This window comes from Gemmatimonadota bacterium, from assembly GCA_026387915.1.
Classification (GTDB): domain Bacteria; phylum Gemmatimonadota; class Gemmatimonadetes; order Gemmatimonadales; family Gemmatimonadaceae; genus Fen-1231.
This window is the reverse complement of the sequence record JAPLKS010000018.1, coordinates 120,826-138,295: the sequence shown is the minus strand read 5'-3', so window position 1 is coordinate 138,295 and position 17,470 is coordinate 120,826. Positions and strand designations below refer to the sequence as shown.

The 17,470-nt window shown below is 63.9% G+C and carries 16 protein-coding genes; 2 read left to right on the top strand and 14 right to left on the bottom strand.

Annotated elements, in window-relative coordinates; translation table 11 throughout:
- From fahA to NTZ43_12555, 7 genes are read right to left on the bottom strand one after another with little or no spacing between them, the layout of a single operon-like run.
- Positions 1–1,326, bottom strand: a complete 1,326-nt coding sequence (fahA, locus tag NTZ43_12585) for a fumarylacetoacetase (GenBank protein ID MCX5768047.1) — start codon at positions 1,324–1,326, stop codon at positions 1–3.
- Entirely contained in the window at positions 1,323–2,192 is an 870-nt protein-coding gene (locus NTZ43_12580; GenBank protein MCX5768046.1) for a hypothetical protein, read from the bottom strand. Before NTZ43_12580 ends, fahA begins: the two co-directional genes overlap by 4 nt.
- Positions 2,193–2,208: 16 nt before the next feature.
- The gene (locus NTZ43_12575) at positions 2,209–4,281 is read right to left on the bottom strand and encodes a S9 family peptidase (protein MCX5768045.1); all 2,073 of its coding nucleotides are present in this window, start codon (positions 4,279–4,281) and stop codon (positions 2,209–2,211) included.
- A 30-nt stretch (positions 4,282–4,311) separates the two neighbouring features.
- Entirely contained in the window at positions 4,312–4,812 is a 501-nt protein-coding gene (locus NTZ43_12570) for a cupin domain-containing protein (GenBank protein MCX5768044.1), read from the bottom strand.
- A 5-nt stretch (positions 4,813–4,817) separates the two neighbouring features.
- Positions 4,818–5,825, bottom strand: coding sequence for a hypothetical protein (locus NTZ43_12565; GenBank protein ID MCX5768043.1), 1,008 nt, complete (start codon positions 5,823–5,825; stop codon positions 4,818–4,820).
- The gene (locus NTZ43_12560) at positions 5,822–7,042 is read right to left on the bottom strand and encodes a 4-hydroxy-3-methylbut-2-enyl diphosphate reductase (GenBank protein MCX5768042.1); all 1,221 of its coding nucleotides are present in this window, start codon (positions 7,040–7,042) and stop codon (positions 5,822–5,824) included. The genes NTZ43_12565 and NTZ43_12560 overlap by 4 nt, the downstream gene beginning before the upstream one ends.
- A gap of 36 nt (positions 7,043–7,078) precedes the next feature.
- Entirely contained in the window at positions 7,079–7,525 is a 447-nt protein-coding gene (locus NTZ43_12555; GenBank protein MCX5768041.1) for a thioesterase family protein, read from the bottom strand.
- 166 nt (positions 7,526–7,691) lie between these two features.
- Here NTZ43_12555 and NTZ43_12550 point away from each other — a divergent pair, with 166 nt between their 5' ends.
- Complete coding sequence (locus NTZ43_12550) at positions 7,692–8,654, top strand: universal stress protein (GenBank protein ID MCX5768040.1); 963 nt, start codon at positions 7,692–7,694, stop codon at positions 8,652–8,654.
- Here the strand turns inward: NTZ43_12550 and yjjX are convergent.
- Positions 8,632–9,171 carry an inosine/xanthosine triphosphatase gene (gene yjjX, locus NTZ43_12545; protein MCX5768039.1) on the bottom strand — a complete coding sequence of 180 codons (540 nt, stop codon included), beginning with the start codon at positions 9,169–9,171 and terminating at the stop codon, positions 8,632–8,634. The two genes, NTZ43_12550 and yjjX, sit on opposite strands and share 23 nt — an antisense overlap.
- Before the next feature lie 128 nt (positions 9,172–9,299).
- On the opposite strand from yjjX, the gene NTZ43_12540 reads away from it, so the two are divergent.
- On the top strand, positions 9,300–9,926 hold the full coding sequence (locus NTZ43_12540; protein ID MCX5768038.1) for a CGNR zinc finger domain-containing protein: 627 nt from the start codon (positions 9,300–9,302) through the stop codon (positions 9,924–9,926).
- An 84-nt stretch (positions 9,927–10,010) separates the two neighbouring features.
- Here the strand turns inward: NTZ43_12540 and NTZ43_12535 are convergent, their stop codons facing one another.
- From NTZ43_12535 to NTZ43_12510, 6 genes are all read right to left on the bottom strand, one after another.
- Positions 10,011–10,658: a sigma-70 family RNA polymerase sigma factor gene (locus NTZ43_12535; GenBank protein MCX5768037.1), complete on the bottom strand. Its 648-nt coding sequence runs from the start codon at positions 10,656–10,658 to the stop codon at positions 10,011–10,013.
- Complete coding sequence (locus tag NTZ43_12530; protein ID MCX5768036.1) at positions 10,655–11,251, bottom strand: TetR/AcrR family transcriptional regulator; 597 nt, start codon at positions 11,249–11,251, stop codon at positions 10,655–10,657. The genes NTZ43_12535 and NTZ43_12530 overlap by 4 nt, the downstream gene beginning before the upstream one ends.
- Positions 11,252–11,446: 195 nt before the next feature.
- Positions 11,447–12,352, bottom strand: a complete 906-nt coding sequence (locus NTZ43_12525; GenBank protein MCX5768035.1) for a TIM barrel protein — start codon at positions 12,350–12,352, stop codon at positions 11,447–11,449.
- Positions 12,349–14,040 (bottom strand): GMC family oxidoreductase, encoded by a 1,692-nt coding sequence (locus NTZ43_12520; GenBank protein MCX5768034.1) that lies wholly within the window; start codon positions 14,038–14,040, stop codon positions 12,349–12,351. The genes NTZ43_12525 and NTZ43_12520 overlap by 4 nt, the downstream gene beginning before the upstream one ends.
- The gene (locus NTZ43_12515) at positions 14,033–14,611 is read right to left on the bottom strand and encodes a gluconate 2-dehydrogenase subunit 3 family protein (GenBank protein MCX5768033.1); all 579 of its coding nucleotides are present in this window, start codon (positions 14,609–14,611) and stop codon (positions 14,033–14,035) included. The genes NTZ43_12520 and NTZ43_12515 overlap by 8 nt, the downstream gene beginning before the upstream one ends.
- Positions 14,612–14,675: 64 nt before the next feature.
- Positions 14,676–17,468 (bottom strand): DEAD/DEAH box helicase, encoded by a 2,793-nt coding sequence (locus tag NTZ43_12510; GenBank protein ID MCX5768032.1) that lies wholly within the window; start codon positions 17,466–17,468, stop codon positions 14,676–14,678.
- Positions 17,469–17,470: the final 2 nt, after the last annotated feature.

The following is a 17,470-nucleotide window of genomic DNA, read 5'->3' as shown; positions in this document are numbered from 1 at the left end:
TCAGGTTGCGGCGAGCACAACGCCGCGGCAATCGCCAAACCCAATGCGCGTCGCTCCGTCGCGTTCGCACCAGCCGCGTATGATCACTTCGTCACCATCCTGCAGAAACGCCCGCGTCTCACCCTCAGGGAGCGCCACCGGCTCTGCGCCGCGGCGCGTCAGCTCGAGCAAGCACCCGCGTGCCTCCGCTTCTGCTCCAGACACCGTACCGCTTCCGAGCAAATCACCCGCGCGCATCGTGCAGCCATTGCTCGCGTGATGCGTCAACAGTTGCGCCATCGTCCAGTACATCGACTGAAAATTCCCGTGCGACAACCGCACCGCCGGCGCTTCGCGCGCGCGCATCGCCGCGGTACGCAACCACACTTCGAGCGTGATGTCATAGCCACCACTGGCCTGATCCGCGGCGTCGTGCAAATAGGGCAAGGGTGCGGGATCTCCCTCGGGACGCGCAAAGGCCGGCGTCCGGAACGGCGCCAAGGCGTCGGCCGTCACGACCCACGGCGACACCGTCGTCGCAAAACTCTTGGAGAGAAAAGGACCGAGCGGCTGATATTCCCAACTCTGGATATCGCGCGCCGACCAATCATTGAGCAAACTCAACCCAAACACTCGTTCATTCGCCTGCGCAATCGGAATCGTCTCGCCAGGCGCCGACATCCCTCCCACCCACGCGGCGACCTCGAGTTCGTAATCCATTGCCACCGACGGCCCAAACACCGGCGGTTGCTGTTCGTCTGGACGCCGCTGCCCGCGCGGACGGCGCACCGGCGTTCCCGTGCTCACTACCGTGGAAGCGCGCCCGTGATATCCAATCGGCACCCACTTGTAGTTGGGCAGCAACGGATTGTCGGGACGGAACAGTGCGCCGACATTCGTGGCGTGAAACACCGACGCGTAAAAGTCCGTGTAATCGCCGATCTCCGCGGGCACACACATGCCAATGCCATCCATGCGCACCAGCAGCGCGTCACGCATCCCGGCCGCCGTGCGGCCATCGGCCGTATCGGCGCGCAGCAAACGACTCGCCACACGGCGCACCGCGCGCGCATCATCGCGGCCGAGCGCCATCAGCGCATTCAGCGACCACGACTGCAGCGCATCACGTACGGGCGGACTCAGCGAATCAAAGAGCCCAGCGCGCGTCGCCGACAAACAGTCGAGCACATGCGCGCCAATCGCAATTCCCACGCGCGGCCGTTCTTCAAAGTCGTGGCGAAACACGCCAAACGGTAGATTCTGAATCGGAAAATCGGTGCCGAGCACATTGGCGTCTTCCACCCACGAGCGGAGCGACGGATCGAGCGTTTCGTCGAGTGCGGTCACAGCAGTCCCAGAGTCATAAGGTCGTCTACCGGCTCGGCAAAGGAGCACGAGCCAAACGAGGTGGCAAAACTCGCGCGCGCCGCGCCGACATCGGCACTCGATGCACGCCACGTACGCCAATGCAGTGCGCCATCGGTGAACTGCAGCGCCGCCGCCGCGCGTTCGTCGAGAATCGCGGCAATCTCCGCATCCGTCGCACCGCTCCGCGCAAAAACCGCAGCGGCAAACACATTCAAAAATCCGAACATCGTGCCGTAATCACTGTTTTCGTCGTACGTCAGGCGATACTCGCCGCGCATCGGATGATGGAGCCCAGCCGTGGCCTTGAACGGCACCTGGGCTCGTGCGCATGCGCCAATGAAGCGCGCCACCTGTTCCACCGAGGGTATCGCACCAGCCACGATGCCGCCGGTACGCGCCTTGGCCGACAGCCCACACCTCGCCAACGCTGCGAGAAAGGGCGCAGGATCGGCGTCGAGCGGAAACTCCACAAAGGTGGTGCGGCCAGCACCGAGCGTGGCCGCGGCGGACACGGCATCCGCTGTCGTCGCCTTGGTTTCGATCGTCTCAATCACCGCACGACCCGCATGCTCCGCGTCGAAGGAATCGAGACGCGCCGTATCCCCAGGCTCCGCGAGTACCGACAACCGCCACGGATCACCCGGCGCGAGGAGCGGTGCCGCAGCCTCCGCGAACTCCTGCAACCGTTGCGCCGGCACCACAAACCGCCCGAGCATCGAGGCGCGCGGACCACTCCGGTACATGCCATACGCACGCACGGCGTCCGACATCGTCAACGACGTCGGCGGAAACAAGCCGGCGTAATCCACGAGCCCCGCGAGCAACACGTCGAGCGAGTCTGTCATAAAGAAGACCGCCGCATCACATGCTCGGCCGCGGATTGAGATACGCGCCCAGCCATTTGTGCATCTCGCCCCACCAGAGCTGCGAGTTCTGCGGCTTCGAGATCCAATGCCCTTCGTCCGGAAACACCAACAACCGGCTCGGCACATTCTGACGCTGCAAGGCCGTAAACAGCGAGAGCCCCTCGGTGTACGGTACCCGATAATCCTGTTCGCCGTGAATGACGAGCGTGGGTGTTTTGAAATTCTTGGCAAAGAGATGCGGACTGAACTTGCGATACTGCGCCGCCATGGCGTTGGAGTTCCACCACGGACCGCTGAACTCATTGTCCACAAACCACTGCTCTTCGGTCGCACCCGCCATCGACTCAAGATTGAACACGCCGGCGTGGCTCACGAGCGCCTTGAAGCGATTCGTGTGGCCCGCAATCCAGTTCACCATGTAGCCGCCGTACGAACCACCGGCCGCCGCCATATGCGTAGAGTCCATCCACGAATTCTGCTTGAGTGCCGCGTCCACACCCTTCATGAGGTCGTCATACGTCTTGCCACCCCAGTCGCGCGACACGGCGTCCACAAATTTCTGCCCGTAGCCGGTGGAGCCGTGCGGATTGAGAATCACCAAACCGTAGCCACCAGACGCGAACATTTGCGGCGCCCAACGGGAACCCCACGAGTCGAGCCACGCGCCCTGCGGGCCGCCATGAATGAGCAGCAACACGGGGAACTTCTTTCCTGCCTGCCACTGCGGCGGCTTCACCACAAACCCAAAGACACTGTCGCCCGCCGCGCCCACGTAGCCAAAATCTTCCGCGGGATGCAACGTGAGCGTCGCCACGAGCGCGTCGTTCTCGTGCGTCAGCGCGTGCGCCTGCTGCACCGCACCACTCGCGCCAAGCGTCCCCGCCCACACTTCGGCGGGCCGTTCCGTGGCATCGCGCAACCACACCATCGTGCGCCCATCGTCGGAGAGCGACGCCGCGGTGTTGTTGTGCTCGCCCATAATCACTGAGGGCGTCGTCGCCTTGCCTGCACCGTCGAGCATCACACGGAAAAACTTGTCGCGTCCGCGGTCACCGGCGCCCACGATCACCGTGCGCCCATCGCCACTCACCACATACGATTCGGCCCAGCGGTCCCACATCGGCAGCAACTCGCGCGCGGACTTGGCCGCGCGATCATACGCCATCAAACGCCATTTATCGCTCTCGTTGCCGACCTTCGCCTGCGACGCGTAGAAAATCCATTTGCCATCCGCAGAATAGAGCGGGTTCTGGTCGGCGCCCTTATTCCCTGCCGTGATCGGCTGCGCGGCGCCACCAGTCGAGGGCACCGTGTACACGTTGGCGTCGGTCGTCCACGCGTCGGCGCGCCCCTGCGCCTTTGCGGTGAACGCCACTTCCCGCCCGTCAGGGGAGAATGCATAGCCCTCGCTCCCGCCAAATGGGCCAGGCGGCACGTCAAAGCGCGCGCCCGGGACGAGGTCGCGCAACTCGCTGCCATCCGGCTTCACCACAAAGAGATGTTGCCGCGTGCCGTCGTCGTATGCGTTCCAGTGACGGAACATCAGCTGGTCGGCGATGTGCGCTTTGACTTTACTGTCGCTCGCCGCCTTCGATTTTGCGGCACTGCACGCATCGTCGCTGCAGTCAGGGTACACGCCGCTCGTGAACGCAATACGATCGCCCGCGCGCGACCACACCGGCCCGCTCGCCCCACCAGAAAGCGTGGTGAGCGCACGCGCATGCGTGCCATCCGCGTCGGCAATCCAGAGTTGTCCGCCACTCGTAAACGCCACCTGCCGCCCATTGGGCGACCAGCGTGCCTCGCCGGCCACCGTGTTGTCGTTTGGCCAAGCGCGCGGCGCGCCACCACTCAGCGCCAGAATGAACGTTCGAGTGCTGCGCCGATTGGCGGCCACGTCGGTGGTGCGCACGGCGTACAGCAGTTGCCGGCCATCGGGCGCCAGTTGCGGATCGGACACGCCGCGCATGGCGGAGAAATCGTCAAACGTGATGGGGCGCGTCTGCTGCGCGCCAAGCGAAGTGGCCGCCAGCGCGAGGACTGCGGCACGACGAGCGAATGCGAACATCACACGAACCTCCGTTGGAGTCGCTCGCGCCTACAGCAAAGGCACGAGAGCGGGATGACGCTCGCGCAATACGTCCGCCGCGCGAGTATCGCCCGACATCAACCGGAAATCGGAGAACTCGAATCCGGGTGTTACCGTGCAGCCAACCAGCGTGTATGCCCCCGTGCTGCGCGCCGCTTGCCAGATCCCAGCGGGTACCACGCGCGTCGGCTCGGCCTTGGGTGACCCCACAGGCCCGAGGACGTCGCAGCGCGTCCGTTCACCGGTGGCGTCTAACAGCACGAGTTCGAGCGGCGCGCCTTCGTAGAAATGCCAGATCTCGTCTGACGCGACGCGATGCCACCGACTGAACTCCCCAGCACGGAGCAAAAAGTAAATGCTCGTCGAGGCCCAGCGTTCGGAACGTCCATCATCCGTGCGCACCATGCGGCGCGAGCGAAAGACTTCGCGAAAGTGCCCCCCTTCGGGGTGCGGCTGCAACTGCAAATCGCGCACGAGCGTATCGGCGCGGGAAGCGGACGGATCTGTCACGTCGTTCATCCGGTGGGTGGCTGTGTGATAATCTGCGATGCGCGCCATGTCATCGACCAGTGCGCGGTGGCGCCTGGCTCTACCCACGACGCCGAATCCCAACTGCCAATCGCCTCGCTCAGCGAATCCGGCGCGCCGAGACATGGCTCAATGCCGATATTGGCGTACGGACGCGGGGCCCGCTGCCAAAAGCGCCAGCCGCGCGAGCGCGCGAACGGGGTCCATCCTTCACGATTGATCCATAAACCCACATACGGGATTTCACGCCCGTCCACTAATAACTCGAGACGCGCCTCCCCCTCAATCAACGCCAGCACACAGGGGCGCTTGGGCAACGACACAAACACTTTGCACGCGTACGGTTCCTTGAGCGCCGTCCACGGTCGCGACACATCCGCCGTCGCCGCACCCACGCGTAGCCGTGGCCATTGATGCTCCGCACCAACACCGCCAAAGTCCGCGCCCATTTGCGACCAGACCCGTGTGCGCGCGCCCTCGGGAAGCTCGATGCGCGTGTGCGGTGTGAGCGGAAAGAGTGGATGCGCCGCCCACATGAACGGCAACTTATTGGCGCCTTCGTTGCGGAGCTCGTAGGCAAAGTGCACCTCGCCCGACGGCAACATCCGCAGGGTACGAGCAAAATTCCACGGCCACGCATCGCCGCGCCAGACACACGTGGCCGCGTGTCCGGCGGCCTCTGTGCGAATCGTCAGCTCGGGCGCGCGATTCCACAGCGCGCCGTGATCGGCCAATACCAAGCTCCCACCACCCCGCACATGCGTCGGCATCACGCCCGCGGCAATCGTGGGAAAACATTCATCCATACCGCCACTGTCACCCGCGGTCGCATACGGCGCGCCAGCCGGTGATTCACCAAACGGCAGTTCCGGATTATGCCAGAGCCACTGACGACCGCCGAGTGTCAGCTCGCGAATCTTGCCGCCGAGCGCGGGCAGGAGCACCGCGCTGGACGCGCCGCCGTGCAATGCCGCAAATCCCGGCGGCGCCGTCACACGAGCCCAGCGGGATCGATGCCGCGCGTCAGAAACACTCGCGCCACCGCTTCGCCAATCTTGTTATTCGGCGTGCTCGCCCCCGCCGTCAGCCCCACCCGCAACGGCGCGTCACCGGCCAGCCACCCAGCGGTCTCCGCTTCGTCGGTCGTCGCGCCACCCACCGACGCCGCGTGACGAATCGTGCCGGCGGCCACGTCAATGCACGCGGCATCCGCAATGTGGTACGTGCGCACCCGCTCAGCGCACAGCGCCGCCAACGAGATTGTGTTGCTGGAGTTGTAGCCACCAATCACCAGCATCACGTCGAGCGGCTCCTCCAACAACGCATTCACCGCGTCCTGGCGGTCTTGCGTGGCACTGCAGATGGTGTCGAACGTGCGAAAGTGCGACGCACGGTGCGACGCACCAAAGTGGCGCGCCATCGCCTGCCCGACTTCCTCACCAATCGCCAGCGATTCGCGCGCGAGCATCGTCGTCTGATTCGCCACGCCAATGCGCTGTAAATGCACGTCGGGGTCAAAGCCGGCGCTCGCCTGTTTGCGATACTTGTCGAGGAATGCCTCGCGTGTCATGCCGCGCTGTTCGATATACGCGCACGCGTCGTGCGCCTGCTCCATGTTGCGCACCACGAGGTAGGCACCGCCTTCGTATTTGAGCACCTGCGAGGCCGTGGCCCGCGTTTCTTCGTGGTAGTACTTGCCGTGAATCAACGACGTAAATCCGTCGCGCGCGTAGCTCTCCACGCGCTTCCAGACATTGAGCACCGACCCGCACGTGGTATCCACCATCACACACCCGAGCGCACGCAGCGTTTCAAAATCGGAAATCGTGACGCCGAACGCGGGGAGAATCACCACGTCCTCCGGTCGTACGCCGGAATAGTCAAACCCGTCGGCGCCCGCTTGCAGAAAGACGATCCCCATCTGCTGCAGCTTAGCGTTGACGTGCGGATTGTGAATGATCTCGCCGGCCAGATAAATCAGGCGATCCGGAAACTTCGCCCGCGTCTGGTACGCGTATTCCACCGCCCGCTCCACGCCGTAGCAGAAGCCGAACTCACGCGCGAGTCGCACCGTCACGGAGCCGGACTGGAGCGTGTAGTCCCGTGCCTGCAGCAGGTCCACCAACTGGCCGGTGTAATCGGCCGAGAGGGTGCCCTCAACATCAGACTTGAGGCCAAAGCCTTTGCGGAAGTACGTCACGGGGTCGCTCACGTCAGAAAACTAAGCGTTGAAGGCCACTGCCGGAGGTCACTCCGCACGCAGGTACGGTCGCATCATCGTCTTGACCTCTTCGGGCAGCGCTCGCGTGGTGACGCTCTCCTTGTCCACGTTCACCACCGTCAGCGAACCGCTCGCCCGATGCAGCCGGTCGCTCGCCCGGTACACCTCAAAGGCGTACGTGATGGAGCTCACCCCGATTTTCGCAAAACAGGAGACAATCACCACTTCCTCGTCGATCTGCGCCGGCGAGTGGAACTCCATGTGGAGCGCCTTTCGAGGAATCCACACGCTCCGGCGGATCCGCAGCTCGTGGTAGGGCAGTCCGCAGGCCCGAAGGAGCTCCTCTTCCCCGATCTGAAAGAGGCGAATATAGGCACCATAATGGACAATCCCCATCGGATCGGAGTCTGTCCAGCGGATGCGGTCGCGAATCTCGAGGACGCGGTGCTCAGAGGGAGATAGAGGCTGGTTCACAGGGGGACTGGGTGATATGACGCAGTGGCGGTCAGGGAAACCCGCGCGACGGAGGAGCAGGTTATCCGACGCGCGGTGAGTGGGTTCGTCACTAATCTAACGGTGTCGCCCTCGGTCACCGAAATCAGGTGCCTTCTGGCGATGACCATTTGCCCGGGAGGGACAAATGTACAGTGAGATTCTGGTCCCACTCGACGGCTCGCCACTGGCCGATGCCGCCATCGCTCACGCCGCAGAGATCGCCAGCCGCCTGCACGGCGGCCTGCACCTCGTTCGCGTGTTCACGCCGATGTCCACGCTCGGCGCGCCACCCGAAGCCGCCGCGTTGATTCCTGACCCCGCGTGGAACGAGCGAATGCAGACTGACGCGCAGCTGTGGCTCGAGCGCAAGGCCGAAGCCGTCCGCGGGGTCACGGGGCTCGCCGTCACGCACGAGTTGCGCGTGGGCGGAGCCGTTGATGAAATCGTCGCGGCGGCCGCTGAGCGCCACGCCACCGCCATTGTCTGCTCCACGCACGGTCTCGGAGGCTGGGCCATGCGGTGGCTGGGTAGCGTAGCCGATGGCGTCATTCGCCACGCTTCCTGCCCGGTGCTCGCCATGTCCGAGGACGCCGTGGTGCGCCCCAGCTCGATTGACCGCGTCCTGCTGCTCCACGACGGCTCCGACATCTCCGACGCCATGGTCCCAAACGCCGGCTGGCTGGCGCGCGCTTTTGGTGCGACGGTCGAAGTGCTACGCATCGTCTCGCCGCCCTGGGTGGGCGACTCCATGACCGCACTCAATGCCGGCGAAGCCGATGCGTTCGATATCGACGCCGTCGCCGACGAAGCCAAACATGAAGTGGAACGCGTGGCGCAACGTCTGCGCGGCGAAGGCGTGACCGCCACGTCGACCGTGACGGTGCACCTCAGCCCGGCGCGCGCGATCCTCGACCATATCCAGCATACCGATCCCGACGTGGTGGCACTCGCCACCTACGGCCGTGGACTCTCGCGTGTATTTCTCGGAAGCGTCGCCGACAAAGTGCTACGCTCCGGCTCGCGCCCCGCGCTCTGCTACCGCCCCACTCGCGTGGACGGTGACCGCACGGTGCACGAGGGAATGCTCATGGCCAGTACATCGGCGTGAGAAACGGGGCGAGCGCGTAAGTGACGAGAATCTCGTACGCCCTTTGGCGGTCCACGAGGCCGTCGGTGAGGATCCCGACGGCGCCGGCGCCGTGCTTTGTGTTGTGCTGCTGCACCAACGCGTCCATTGCGTGGCCGAGCTCCATGCCTGCGCGAATGCTGCGCGCCACCGATTCGGGGAGCGGCATCGCCAGCGACCCGCCGGTGCCGCTCCGCCCCTCGCGATCGACCACCACCGCCCACGCGCACGTGCGCATTCCGGTGGCTGTTTCCACACAGCCGCCCTCGATCCCGACGCCGATATCGGCGTCCAGTGCCGCACGCGCGGCAACGGCGCGGGTGCTCGCGCCGCGAATCGTTTCGTCGTCACCAAATGGTTGGTCTGCGACGTTCGACGCCACCGCCACCGGCAAGATGGTGGCGTGGGGCGCCAGCGGCGCGAGCACTGCCCGCACCGCCGCGAGCTTCACGGGATTCGTTGAGCCCACGGCAATCGTTCGAATTGTCTCTAGTGCCATTTCGGAAGTCTACGCATCCCCCGCTTTGGCTCATACCCCTGCGTGGGTTGCAGCCTGTGTTCTCAACGCCTAACCTGAATCCACCTATGCCGTCCGCAGAGATCCCGGTTTCCACCGAAAGTACCCCCATGCCGGATGCCTTCGTGTTCGTCGGCGAACGGCTCTGGCTCGACTTCGTCAACAGTGACGACGCCGCGCGCAATCGCAAAGGCGCCCGCCTCGACGCGCTCGACAACTTCGACACCTTCGTGCAGTGGCTCGGCACCGCCCGCATCCTCGATGCTGAACGTGCCTCGTCCATGCTCCGTCGCGCCCTGCAGCAGCCCACCGGTGCCTCGGCGGCGCTGCACGAGGCTCGCCGCATCCGCAACGTCCTCCGCGCCCTTGCTGAACGCGGGGGCGCGCCCGCTGATCGCGCCACCCAAGTGGCCATCGGCGAGATCAACCGCATCCTCGGACGTAGCGCTGGCACGCGCCGCGTTGAACCGCGCTCCGATGGCGGCTTTACTCGCAACTTCGTCACGGTGGGCGACGTCTTTGCCGGATTGCTCATCCCGATCATCGAGTCGGCCGCCGATGCCCTCGTGACCGGCGAACTCACCCGCGTGCGCCGCTGCGCCGACTCTCGCTGCAGCCGCGTCTTCTTCGACGGCAGCCGCAACGGCAAGCGTCGGTGGTGCGAAATGGCCACCTGCGGCAATCGCGCCAAAGCCGCGCGTCACCGTCGCAAGGTGAAGCTCAACGTCAACGGCTGAGTTTCTCGCCGGGCGATAGCCGAAAGGGGGACGACGGAAAAACCGTCGTCCCCCTTTCGGCGTTCTGATGGTATCGACGCGCGACTATGCCGCGCCCATCACCGCAAACGCCGCTTCTTCTTCGCTCAGGTCGGCGTGCACGAACGCACCCGATATGCGCGGCTTGATATACCCCATCTCCACCGCATACTGCTCGAGTTCCTTCTGCAACAACCGCCGGCCACGGAAGAGGCGCGACTTCACCGTCCCCTCCGGCACATCGAGCTGCTGCGCAATCTCGGCGTAGCGCATCCCCTGCAGGTCGCTCATCACCACCGCGTCGCGATATTCATCCGGCAACTGCGCAATGGCGGTGGTGATTTCTTCGTCGAGAAACGAATCGTAGAAGGCGCCCTCTGGGTCGGCTTCACCCACCAGCTCATGCCCCGTCCACCCGTCTTCGTTTTCAACCGTCTGGACCTCACGGGCATCCACGCGACGCTTGCGGCTCACAAAAACGTGATAGAGAATCGTGAACAGCCACGCGCGGATGTTGGTGCCAAGTCGGTATTGCTCCCAACGCTGAAAGGCGCGGAGCATCGTGTCGCTGACGAGATCGTCGGCGTCGTCCGTGGCGCGCGTCAGCTTCAGTGCAAAGCTGCGCAGCGCGTCGAGGTGCACAATCGCTTCCGCGTCAAAACGTGCGCGCCGCGGGTCAATCGCCGCGCCTCCGGGGGAAATGGAGCCAATCATCCAACCACCTTGCGTCTGTGTTGAGAGGCGATGAACCGTTTGAGATCGAGCGCGATTCCGTGAATGACGGAGACATCGCGCTTCATCCGTGCGATCTGTGTAGCACCTTCCAGCGTCGCCACAATGAACCGCGCCAGCCGCTGCGGTTCGGCATCGTCGGTGAGCTGATCACGAGCGGACTCGAGCAGTTCCTGGATTTGCTCAATCCACCCGCGGAACGACAGCGCGATGCGCAGCCGAAACCCTTCGTCACGCTCCGCCATTTCGGCGCCCAACATGCCGAACGGCGACCCGCACTTGCTCCCACTCTCCACCTGGAGCGCGACCACAGAGTCAATGAAGAGATTCAGTCGCTCAAGGGCATCAATCGAAGGCTCGCGCAGAATCGCCGCGCCCTTCTCCGCCATGAGGTCGAACTGACGACCAATGACTTCCAATCCAAGTTCTTCCTTGGATTTGAAGTAGTGATAGAAGTGGCTCTTGCCACTGAGGCCAGCCGCGTCGATGACTTCATCAACGGACGTTTGTGCAAAGCCCTTGTCATTGAAGAGCGTCGCGGCGGCATCGAGAATCTGCAGGCGTCTTGGGTTCACGATCTAATAATATAGGACTGTAAAGTCCTAAAAGCAACACTTTTTGTCGGGATTAGCCATAAACTGTTGTATGGCAACAGGTTACGTAATGTATATTCTTTTTACCAAAAATGCACGAAGGACGAATCCCTCGTGCTTTCAGAGTGTCGGTACAAACGCATCTCTAGCGCCAATGACCGCACGCGTGCTCCGGTATCACACCGCGCAGCGCTGCACCGCCGCTCGGAGCGATGTCAGCGGATCGCGCTTCGGCACAAACTCATGCGCCAAGAACCCGGCGTACCCCGTGTCCACGATCGCCTGCGCAATCCGCCGGTAGTTCAGCTCCTGCGACTCATCAATCTCATTGCGGCCAGGCACGCCGCCGGTGTGATAGTGCCCAATGAACGGCGCGTAGTTGCGGATCGTGCGCACCACATCGCCCTCCATGATCTGCATGTGATAGATGTCATAGAGCAGCTTTAGGCGCGAGGAGCCCACCCCCTTCACCACCTCCGCGCCCCACGCGGTGTGATCGCACTGGTAGTCGCGGTGGTCCACTTTGCTGTTGAGCAACTCCAGACAGAGCGTCACGCCGTGCTTTTCCGCAGTCGGCGCGAGCCGCTTGAGCCCGGCAATGCAGTTCGCGAGCCCTTCACCATCGCCGAGTCCCTGCCGATTGCCGCTGAACACCACGACATTCGGCACGCCGGCAGCCGCCGCCAGCGGAATCATGGCCTCACCATCGGCCACGAGCTTGTCGTGCTGGTCGGGTCGGTTGAATCCGCGCGGAATAGTCCCGAATCCGTTCGACATAGCGCAGACGAGTCCGTGCTTCTTGGGTACCTCGTACTCCGCCGGATCGAGCAAGTCGATGGCCGCAAGGCCAATGTCTTTGGCGGCCACACAGAGTTGGTCGAGCGTGAGTGTGTCGTAGCACCAGCGGGAGACACTTTGTTTGAGCCCGACGCTGGTGCCGCGCGCTTGAACCGTGGGCGAGCGCTCGAGCGTCTCATGTTCGCCGTCGTTAACGGTTAACGGTTCACGGTTAACCGTTAACTGCCTACTCGCTGTTGCCGTTATCCCAGCGCCGAGCACCCCAAGCATCTCTCTCCGTTTCACAGCTCCCTCCGCTTCATCATCCCCACCGCCCGAGCCGCCGCGCGCGCCGTGAGCGCCATGTACGTGATACTCGGATTCTGGCACGCCGAACTCGCCATGCACGCGCCGTCTGTCACAAAGAGCCCCTTCACATCCCAGCTCTGATTCCAACGGTCCAGCACGCCTTCGGTGGCGGTCTTACTCATACGCGCGCCGCCCATCTCGTGAATGCAATGTCCGGGCGGATTGTTTGAGCCGTGCTGCCGCACATCCTCGCAGCCGGCGGCCGTCAACATCTCGGCGGCGGCGATGCTCATATCCTTGTCCATCGCCTTTTCATTTTCGCGCCACCGCACATCAATCCGCGCGGCCGGCACTCCCCACTTGTCCTTCACCACGGGGTCGAGCGTCACCGTGTTGGCTTCGTGCGGGAGTGTCTCGCCCCAGCCACTCATGCCGAGCGACCAGGGGCCGAGCCCGTCAATCAGCGATTGTTTGAACGCCGCGCCGTAGCCCGCCATCGACGCGCCACGCCCCCACTCGCCTCGGCTGGAGCCGCCCTGCATGCCATAGCCGCGCACAAAGTCGGCGTGTGTGTTCTTCACGTTGCGAAACCGTGGAAAATAAATCCCGTTCGGACGATGCCCAATGGTGCGCTTGTCGAGAAAGCCAGGCATCCGGCCGTTGGCGCCGGCGCCGTAATGGTGATCCATCACGTACTTGCCCAGCGTGTTGGAGGAGTTGCCGAGCCCGTCGGGAAACCGTTCGCTCTTTGAGTTGAGGAGCAGGCGCACCGATTCAATCGCCGAGGCGCACAAGAACACGACCTTCGCGTGGAACTCCAGCGATTGCATGGTGCGCCCATCGATAATGCGTACGCCCTTGGCGCGCCCCTTCTTTTCATCGAACAGCACTTCGACCACTACGCTGTTCGGGCGGAGCGTGAGATTCCCCGTTTTTTTCGCGGCGGGGAGAGTGGAGCCAAGGGAGTTGAAATACGAGTGCGTAATGCACCCACGCTCGCACGGGCCACAGTAGTGACAGGCTGCGCGGCCGTTGTGATTCTTGGTGAGAATCGCGGCTCGGCCAATGGTCAGTACGCGCTCGCCGCCAAATGACGCGAGAATCTTTTCGCGCGCGTGTTGCTCCACCACGGTGAGCGCCATCGGCGGAAGAAACTCGCCGTCGGGAAGCTGTGAGAGCCCTTCGTGCGCGCCGGTGACGCCAATGAAGCGTTCTACATGCGAGTACCAGGGCGCGAGGTCGGCGTAGCGAATGGGCCAGTCGTTGCCGTGGCCATCTTTGGCGTTGGCTTCAAAATCTTGCGCGCTCCAGCGATACACCTGCCGTCCCCACATGATCGAGCGCCCACCCACTTGGCGTCCGCGAAACCATTTGAAGGGCGCGTCCGCCGGATTCGTATAGGGGTTCTCGTTGTCGTTCACGAAAAACTTGTGCCCCACTTCATCACAGGCGTAGCAGTCCTTCTGCACCGGATGTGTTTTGGCGATGGCGTTACGGTCGCCATAGCCGCGGAAGGGCATCTGATACGGCTGCACATGCTCTACAAAATCTTTGAGGGGGTCCACCGGGCCACCGGCTTCGAGCACGAGCGTTTTGAGTCCGCGCTCACACAGCTCTTTGGCCGCCCAGCCGCCACTAATCCCCGAGCCAACAACAATGGCGTCGTACACTTTGCGCTCAGTCATGCTTCATCCCTCCCACGGCAGCCATCGGCGCTCCGCCGTCGAACTTCCCGGGCATGATGTTCACTTTGAGCACCTCTTTTTGCACACGCTCGCTCGTGAAATAGCCGTGGAGCACGAGTCCCTTGAGCCGCCACCAGGCGCGGCTCTCAGCGCTGCGCCGGTCGCCGCGCTCAAGTTGCTCCACGAGTTTGCCGAGTGTTTCGGCGCTGTCCGTAGCGCCGCCTGCGCTACCTGCGCCACCCGCGCCGCCGGCGGCGGCGACAGTGGTGCGTGCCGCGTCGATCGCAGCGAGACCGTCGGTGAACTGCCGGCGTTCATCGTCCGTGTAGTAGTCCGCCACAATCAGATCCACCCACGCGACCACGCCAACGTCGGTGGCACTCGGTGTGTCGGTGCGCGGAATCACGGTGTCGGCGAGGAGTCCGACGAGCGAGGCATCGCGCACCGATAAACTGCGCAGCGCACCACTCGGTGTTTGCGCCAGCCGCACCCAAGCGGCTTCCGCATTGCGCGGCACAACGGAGAGCACGGCAGCGGCGCCAAGCGCACGCAACAGGTCGCGGCGATCCACAAATCCTCGTGGGGTGAGGGTCGCGCCGAACGTACCGCGTGGAACACCGATCGTCCAGCGGATGTTACCGACCGCGCCGCTTCCCTTTCCCGGCGGGCGATCCAGGGCGCGTGCCCCCTTTCTTTGGCCCGCGCGGGCCGCCGTGTCCACCGTCACGCCCGCCCTCGCTCCCACCACGATCGCGGTCATCACGCGCGTGGCGACGATCTCCGCCCGGGCGGCCACCGCTGGGGCGTCGCGCATCGGCGCCCCACGGTTGCCCGGGGCTCCGACGCGATTCAAACGCCCGAGTGGTTTCGTCGTCGGTGAATGGACGAGCCAGCGCCTCGTGCATGTCGTCGAGCGTCGCGGCCTTCACACTCCCGCGCGCGCCACGCGTCACGGTAAAGCGTAACGGACGGTCGAGCGCCGTGATTTCCTCAGGCACGAGTCCGCGCGCCTGTTTCTCATGCAGCACCACGCGCACCACGCCAATATTTCCCTCGGGGGTTTCTTCCACCTCGTAGTGCAACGGCGACGCGCGACCTCGAATTTCCATCGCCCCGGGCAACTGGGCGAGTTCGTCGCGTACCGCACGCGGCACAAATTCGTCGGCATCCACCCGCAACGGCAATGCGCGGAACTCCTGCAACGATCGCACACCGGCGAGCTGACCAAGGTACCACGTGCTGAGTTCGGCCTGCCCAAGTTTGGCGGTGCGCCCGCCGGAACGACGCCACGCTTCGCGCACCTCGTTCACCGGCTGCTGATTGCGCACCACCGCCGCATGGCGCGCTTCACCGCGGGCCAGCGCGTCGGCCAGCACACGACGCGATTCCTCCTCGAGCCCGGCCGGAAAGTCGTGCACCGGCTCGCGCTCACGCGAGAGCTCAAAGCCGAAATACGTCACGCGCCGTTCGAGCGCGAGCGGCGCGTGTTTGTGCTTGCCATCAAACACCAGCGTCGGCGCGCCGGAGGTGGCGTACTTGCGAATAAGCCCGTTGGGGATGTTCGTCCCCTCAATGGCCGCACGCGGATTGCCGCGCGAGTCGGCGAAGTAGCGTAGCGTGCCGCACACCGCGCCCCAGCTCCCGGCCACGCTCGTCTTGGACACGCGCGCCTCGAGCCCTTCGGCCGTCAGCTCCTCGATCACCAAGTCGAACGGCTGAATCGAAGCCAGCAGCTCTACGAATTTGCGCTCGACAGCTTCCGTCACCATCGGCATCGTGTCCGGCAGCGGCAGCTTCACCGCGCGATACACGCTCGCCATCGCCAACGCCGCATCCTCAATCGACTTCACCAACACGCTGCGACGTTCGGCCCACCGTTCAATGCTTTCGTCAAACAAATGCCGCGCGAGTCCGTACACCTCGCCCACGTAGCCGCAGGTACGGAACGCTTCGGCATACAGATTGTACGCGGTGAGATGATCGCTCCCACGCACCTGCAGCCCCGAGAGATCGCGATCCTCGCGCGTCATCCGGTGCAGGCTCTCAATGCCGGCCATCACGCTCACATACGGCAACAACCCATCGTCGCAGTGCACCAACAACTCGGCCCACGGCCGATCCACGGGCATCGCTTCAACGGCCTTGCCGTAGCGTGAGAGGCGGCCGTTTTCGATAATGCCGCGCGTTTCGAGAAAGCCTACGGCCTTGCGATAGCTCAAACGATCGAGCGGCACCGGCAGATCGAGTTCGTCGGCGCGCACGCCGAGATCGGCGCAGGTCATCGCGACGCGCCCACTGTCACCGGCCAACTGAAACTCTGGCGCCGTGGGATGAAGCGCACTGAACACAATGTCGCGGTCCGTCAAAATGAACACGCGCCCACCGGCTACGCGCCCATGCACACGGCCGGCCATTTGTAAAATTTCGTTAGCGCCCAGATGGAGCCGTGTGAGCACGTTACGGCCGCGGTCCACAACATTCGCAAAGCGCGTGTCGTCAATCACCACCGTGTCGAGCCCCTTCACGTTCAGGGCGCTCTGTCCGGCCGCCGTCATCGCCAACACATACGGCTTGCCGATGGTGCCGTCGAGGAACGGGCGAATCACGCGAATGGGTTCGCCGCCGTGATAAAACTGCGCCGTCAGTCTCGGAAAACGCGCCGAGATGCCGGTGGCGACCTGCTCCACACCGGCGCGCGTCGGCAGAAAAACACCCACGCCACGGTTTTGCTTGATGACTTGCTGAAGAAATTTGTCGTCGAGAAAATTGCCGGGCTGCGCGCGAACCACCTGCACGTCCGCCGCCATTTTGGGATCGAACGCGGAACTCTCCACTACGCGCGCCGCGTCGAGATACTTCGCGTAAAACGCGGGATCCACTGTGGCCGAAAGCCAAATGAACCGGCACCCCACGCGCTTGCCCAGCGCGAGGCACAGCTCAAGCTCGGCGCTCGTCTGGTGAATTTCATCCACCACCAGCGTGTCTTGCGGACGAATGTCGCCGTCCTGAAACCAACGACGCGCGATGCCCGTGGTCACAATCACCACGTTCCAGCTAGGCGAATCGGGCGTGGCCTCGCGCTCTCGGTTGATGACACCCACGCGCAAATCGGTGGTGCCGAGGAGCGCCTGCGCGATGGGTTTTACGGAGAGTGTTTTGCCGGTACCGGTGCCGGCCACAATGCCGAAACCCTGACGTTTGGCGCCGAGGCCCGCGTCGGTATCATCGCGACGAAAACCCTCGGCCAGCTCAAGCAACTCGGCGCCGCGGCTCTTCCAGAGAACAGTTTCGATGTCGAGCGTAAAGGCTAGCTCAATCGTCTCGCACGCGGCGCGCGTTGGGGCGATGACAATAATGCGTCGAGTCGCGCCAGCGCCGACAAAGGCCTCATGGTCCGGCGGGAGGTAGGGATCCCGGACCTGGCGCAACT

Bases quoted from the DNA above. Each gene is read 5' to 3' on its own strand.
- NTZ43_12575 (MCX5768045.1), bottom strand. From the start codon at position 4,281: ATGTTCGCATTCGCTCGTCGTGCCGCAGTCCTCGCGCTGGCGGCCACT.
- NTZ43_12540 (MCX5768038.1), top strand. From the start codon at position 9,300: ATGCCGGATGCCTTCGTGTTCGTCGGCGAACGGCTCTGGCTCGACTTC.
- NTZ43_12535 (MCX5768037.1), bottom strand. From the start codon at position 10,658: ATGATTGGCTCCATTTCCCCCGGAGGCGCGGCGATTGACCCGCGGCGC.
- NTZ43_12580 (MCX5768046.1), bottom strand. From the start codon at position 2,192: ATGACAGACTCGCTCGACGTGTTGCTCGCGGGGCTCGTGGATTACGCC.
- NTZ43_12550 (MCX5768040.1), top strand. From the start codon at position 7,692: ATGTACAGTGAGATTCTGGTCCCACTCGACGGCTCGCCACTGGCCGAT.
- yjjX (MCX5768039.1), bottom strand. From the start codon at position 9,171: ATGGCACTAGAGACAATTCGAACGATTGCCGTGGGCTCAACGAATCCC.
- NTZ43_12520 (MCX5768034.1), bottom strand. From the start codon at position 14,040: ATGACTGAGCGCAAAGTGTACGACGCCATTGTTGTTGGCTCGGGGATT.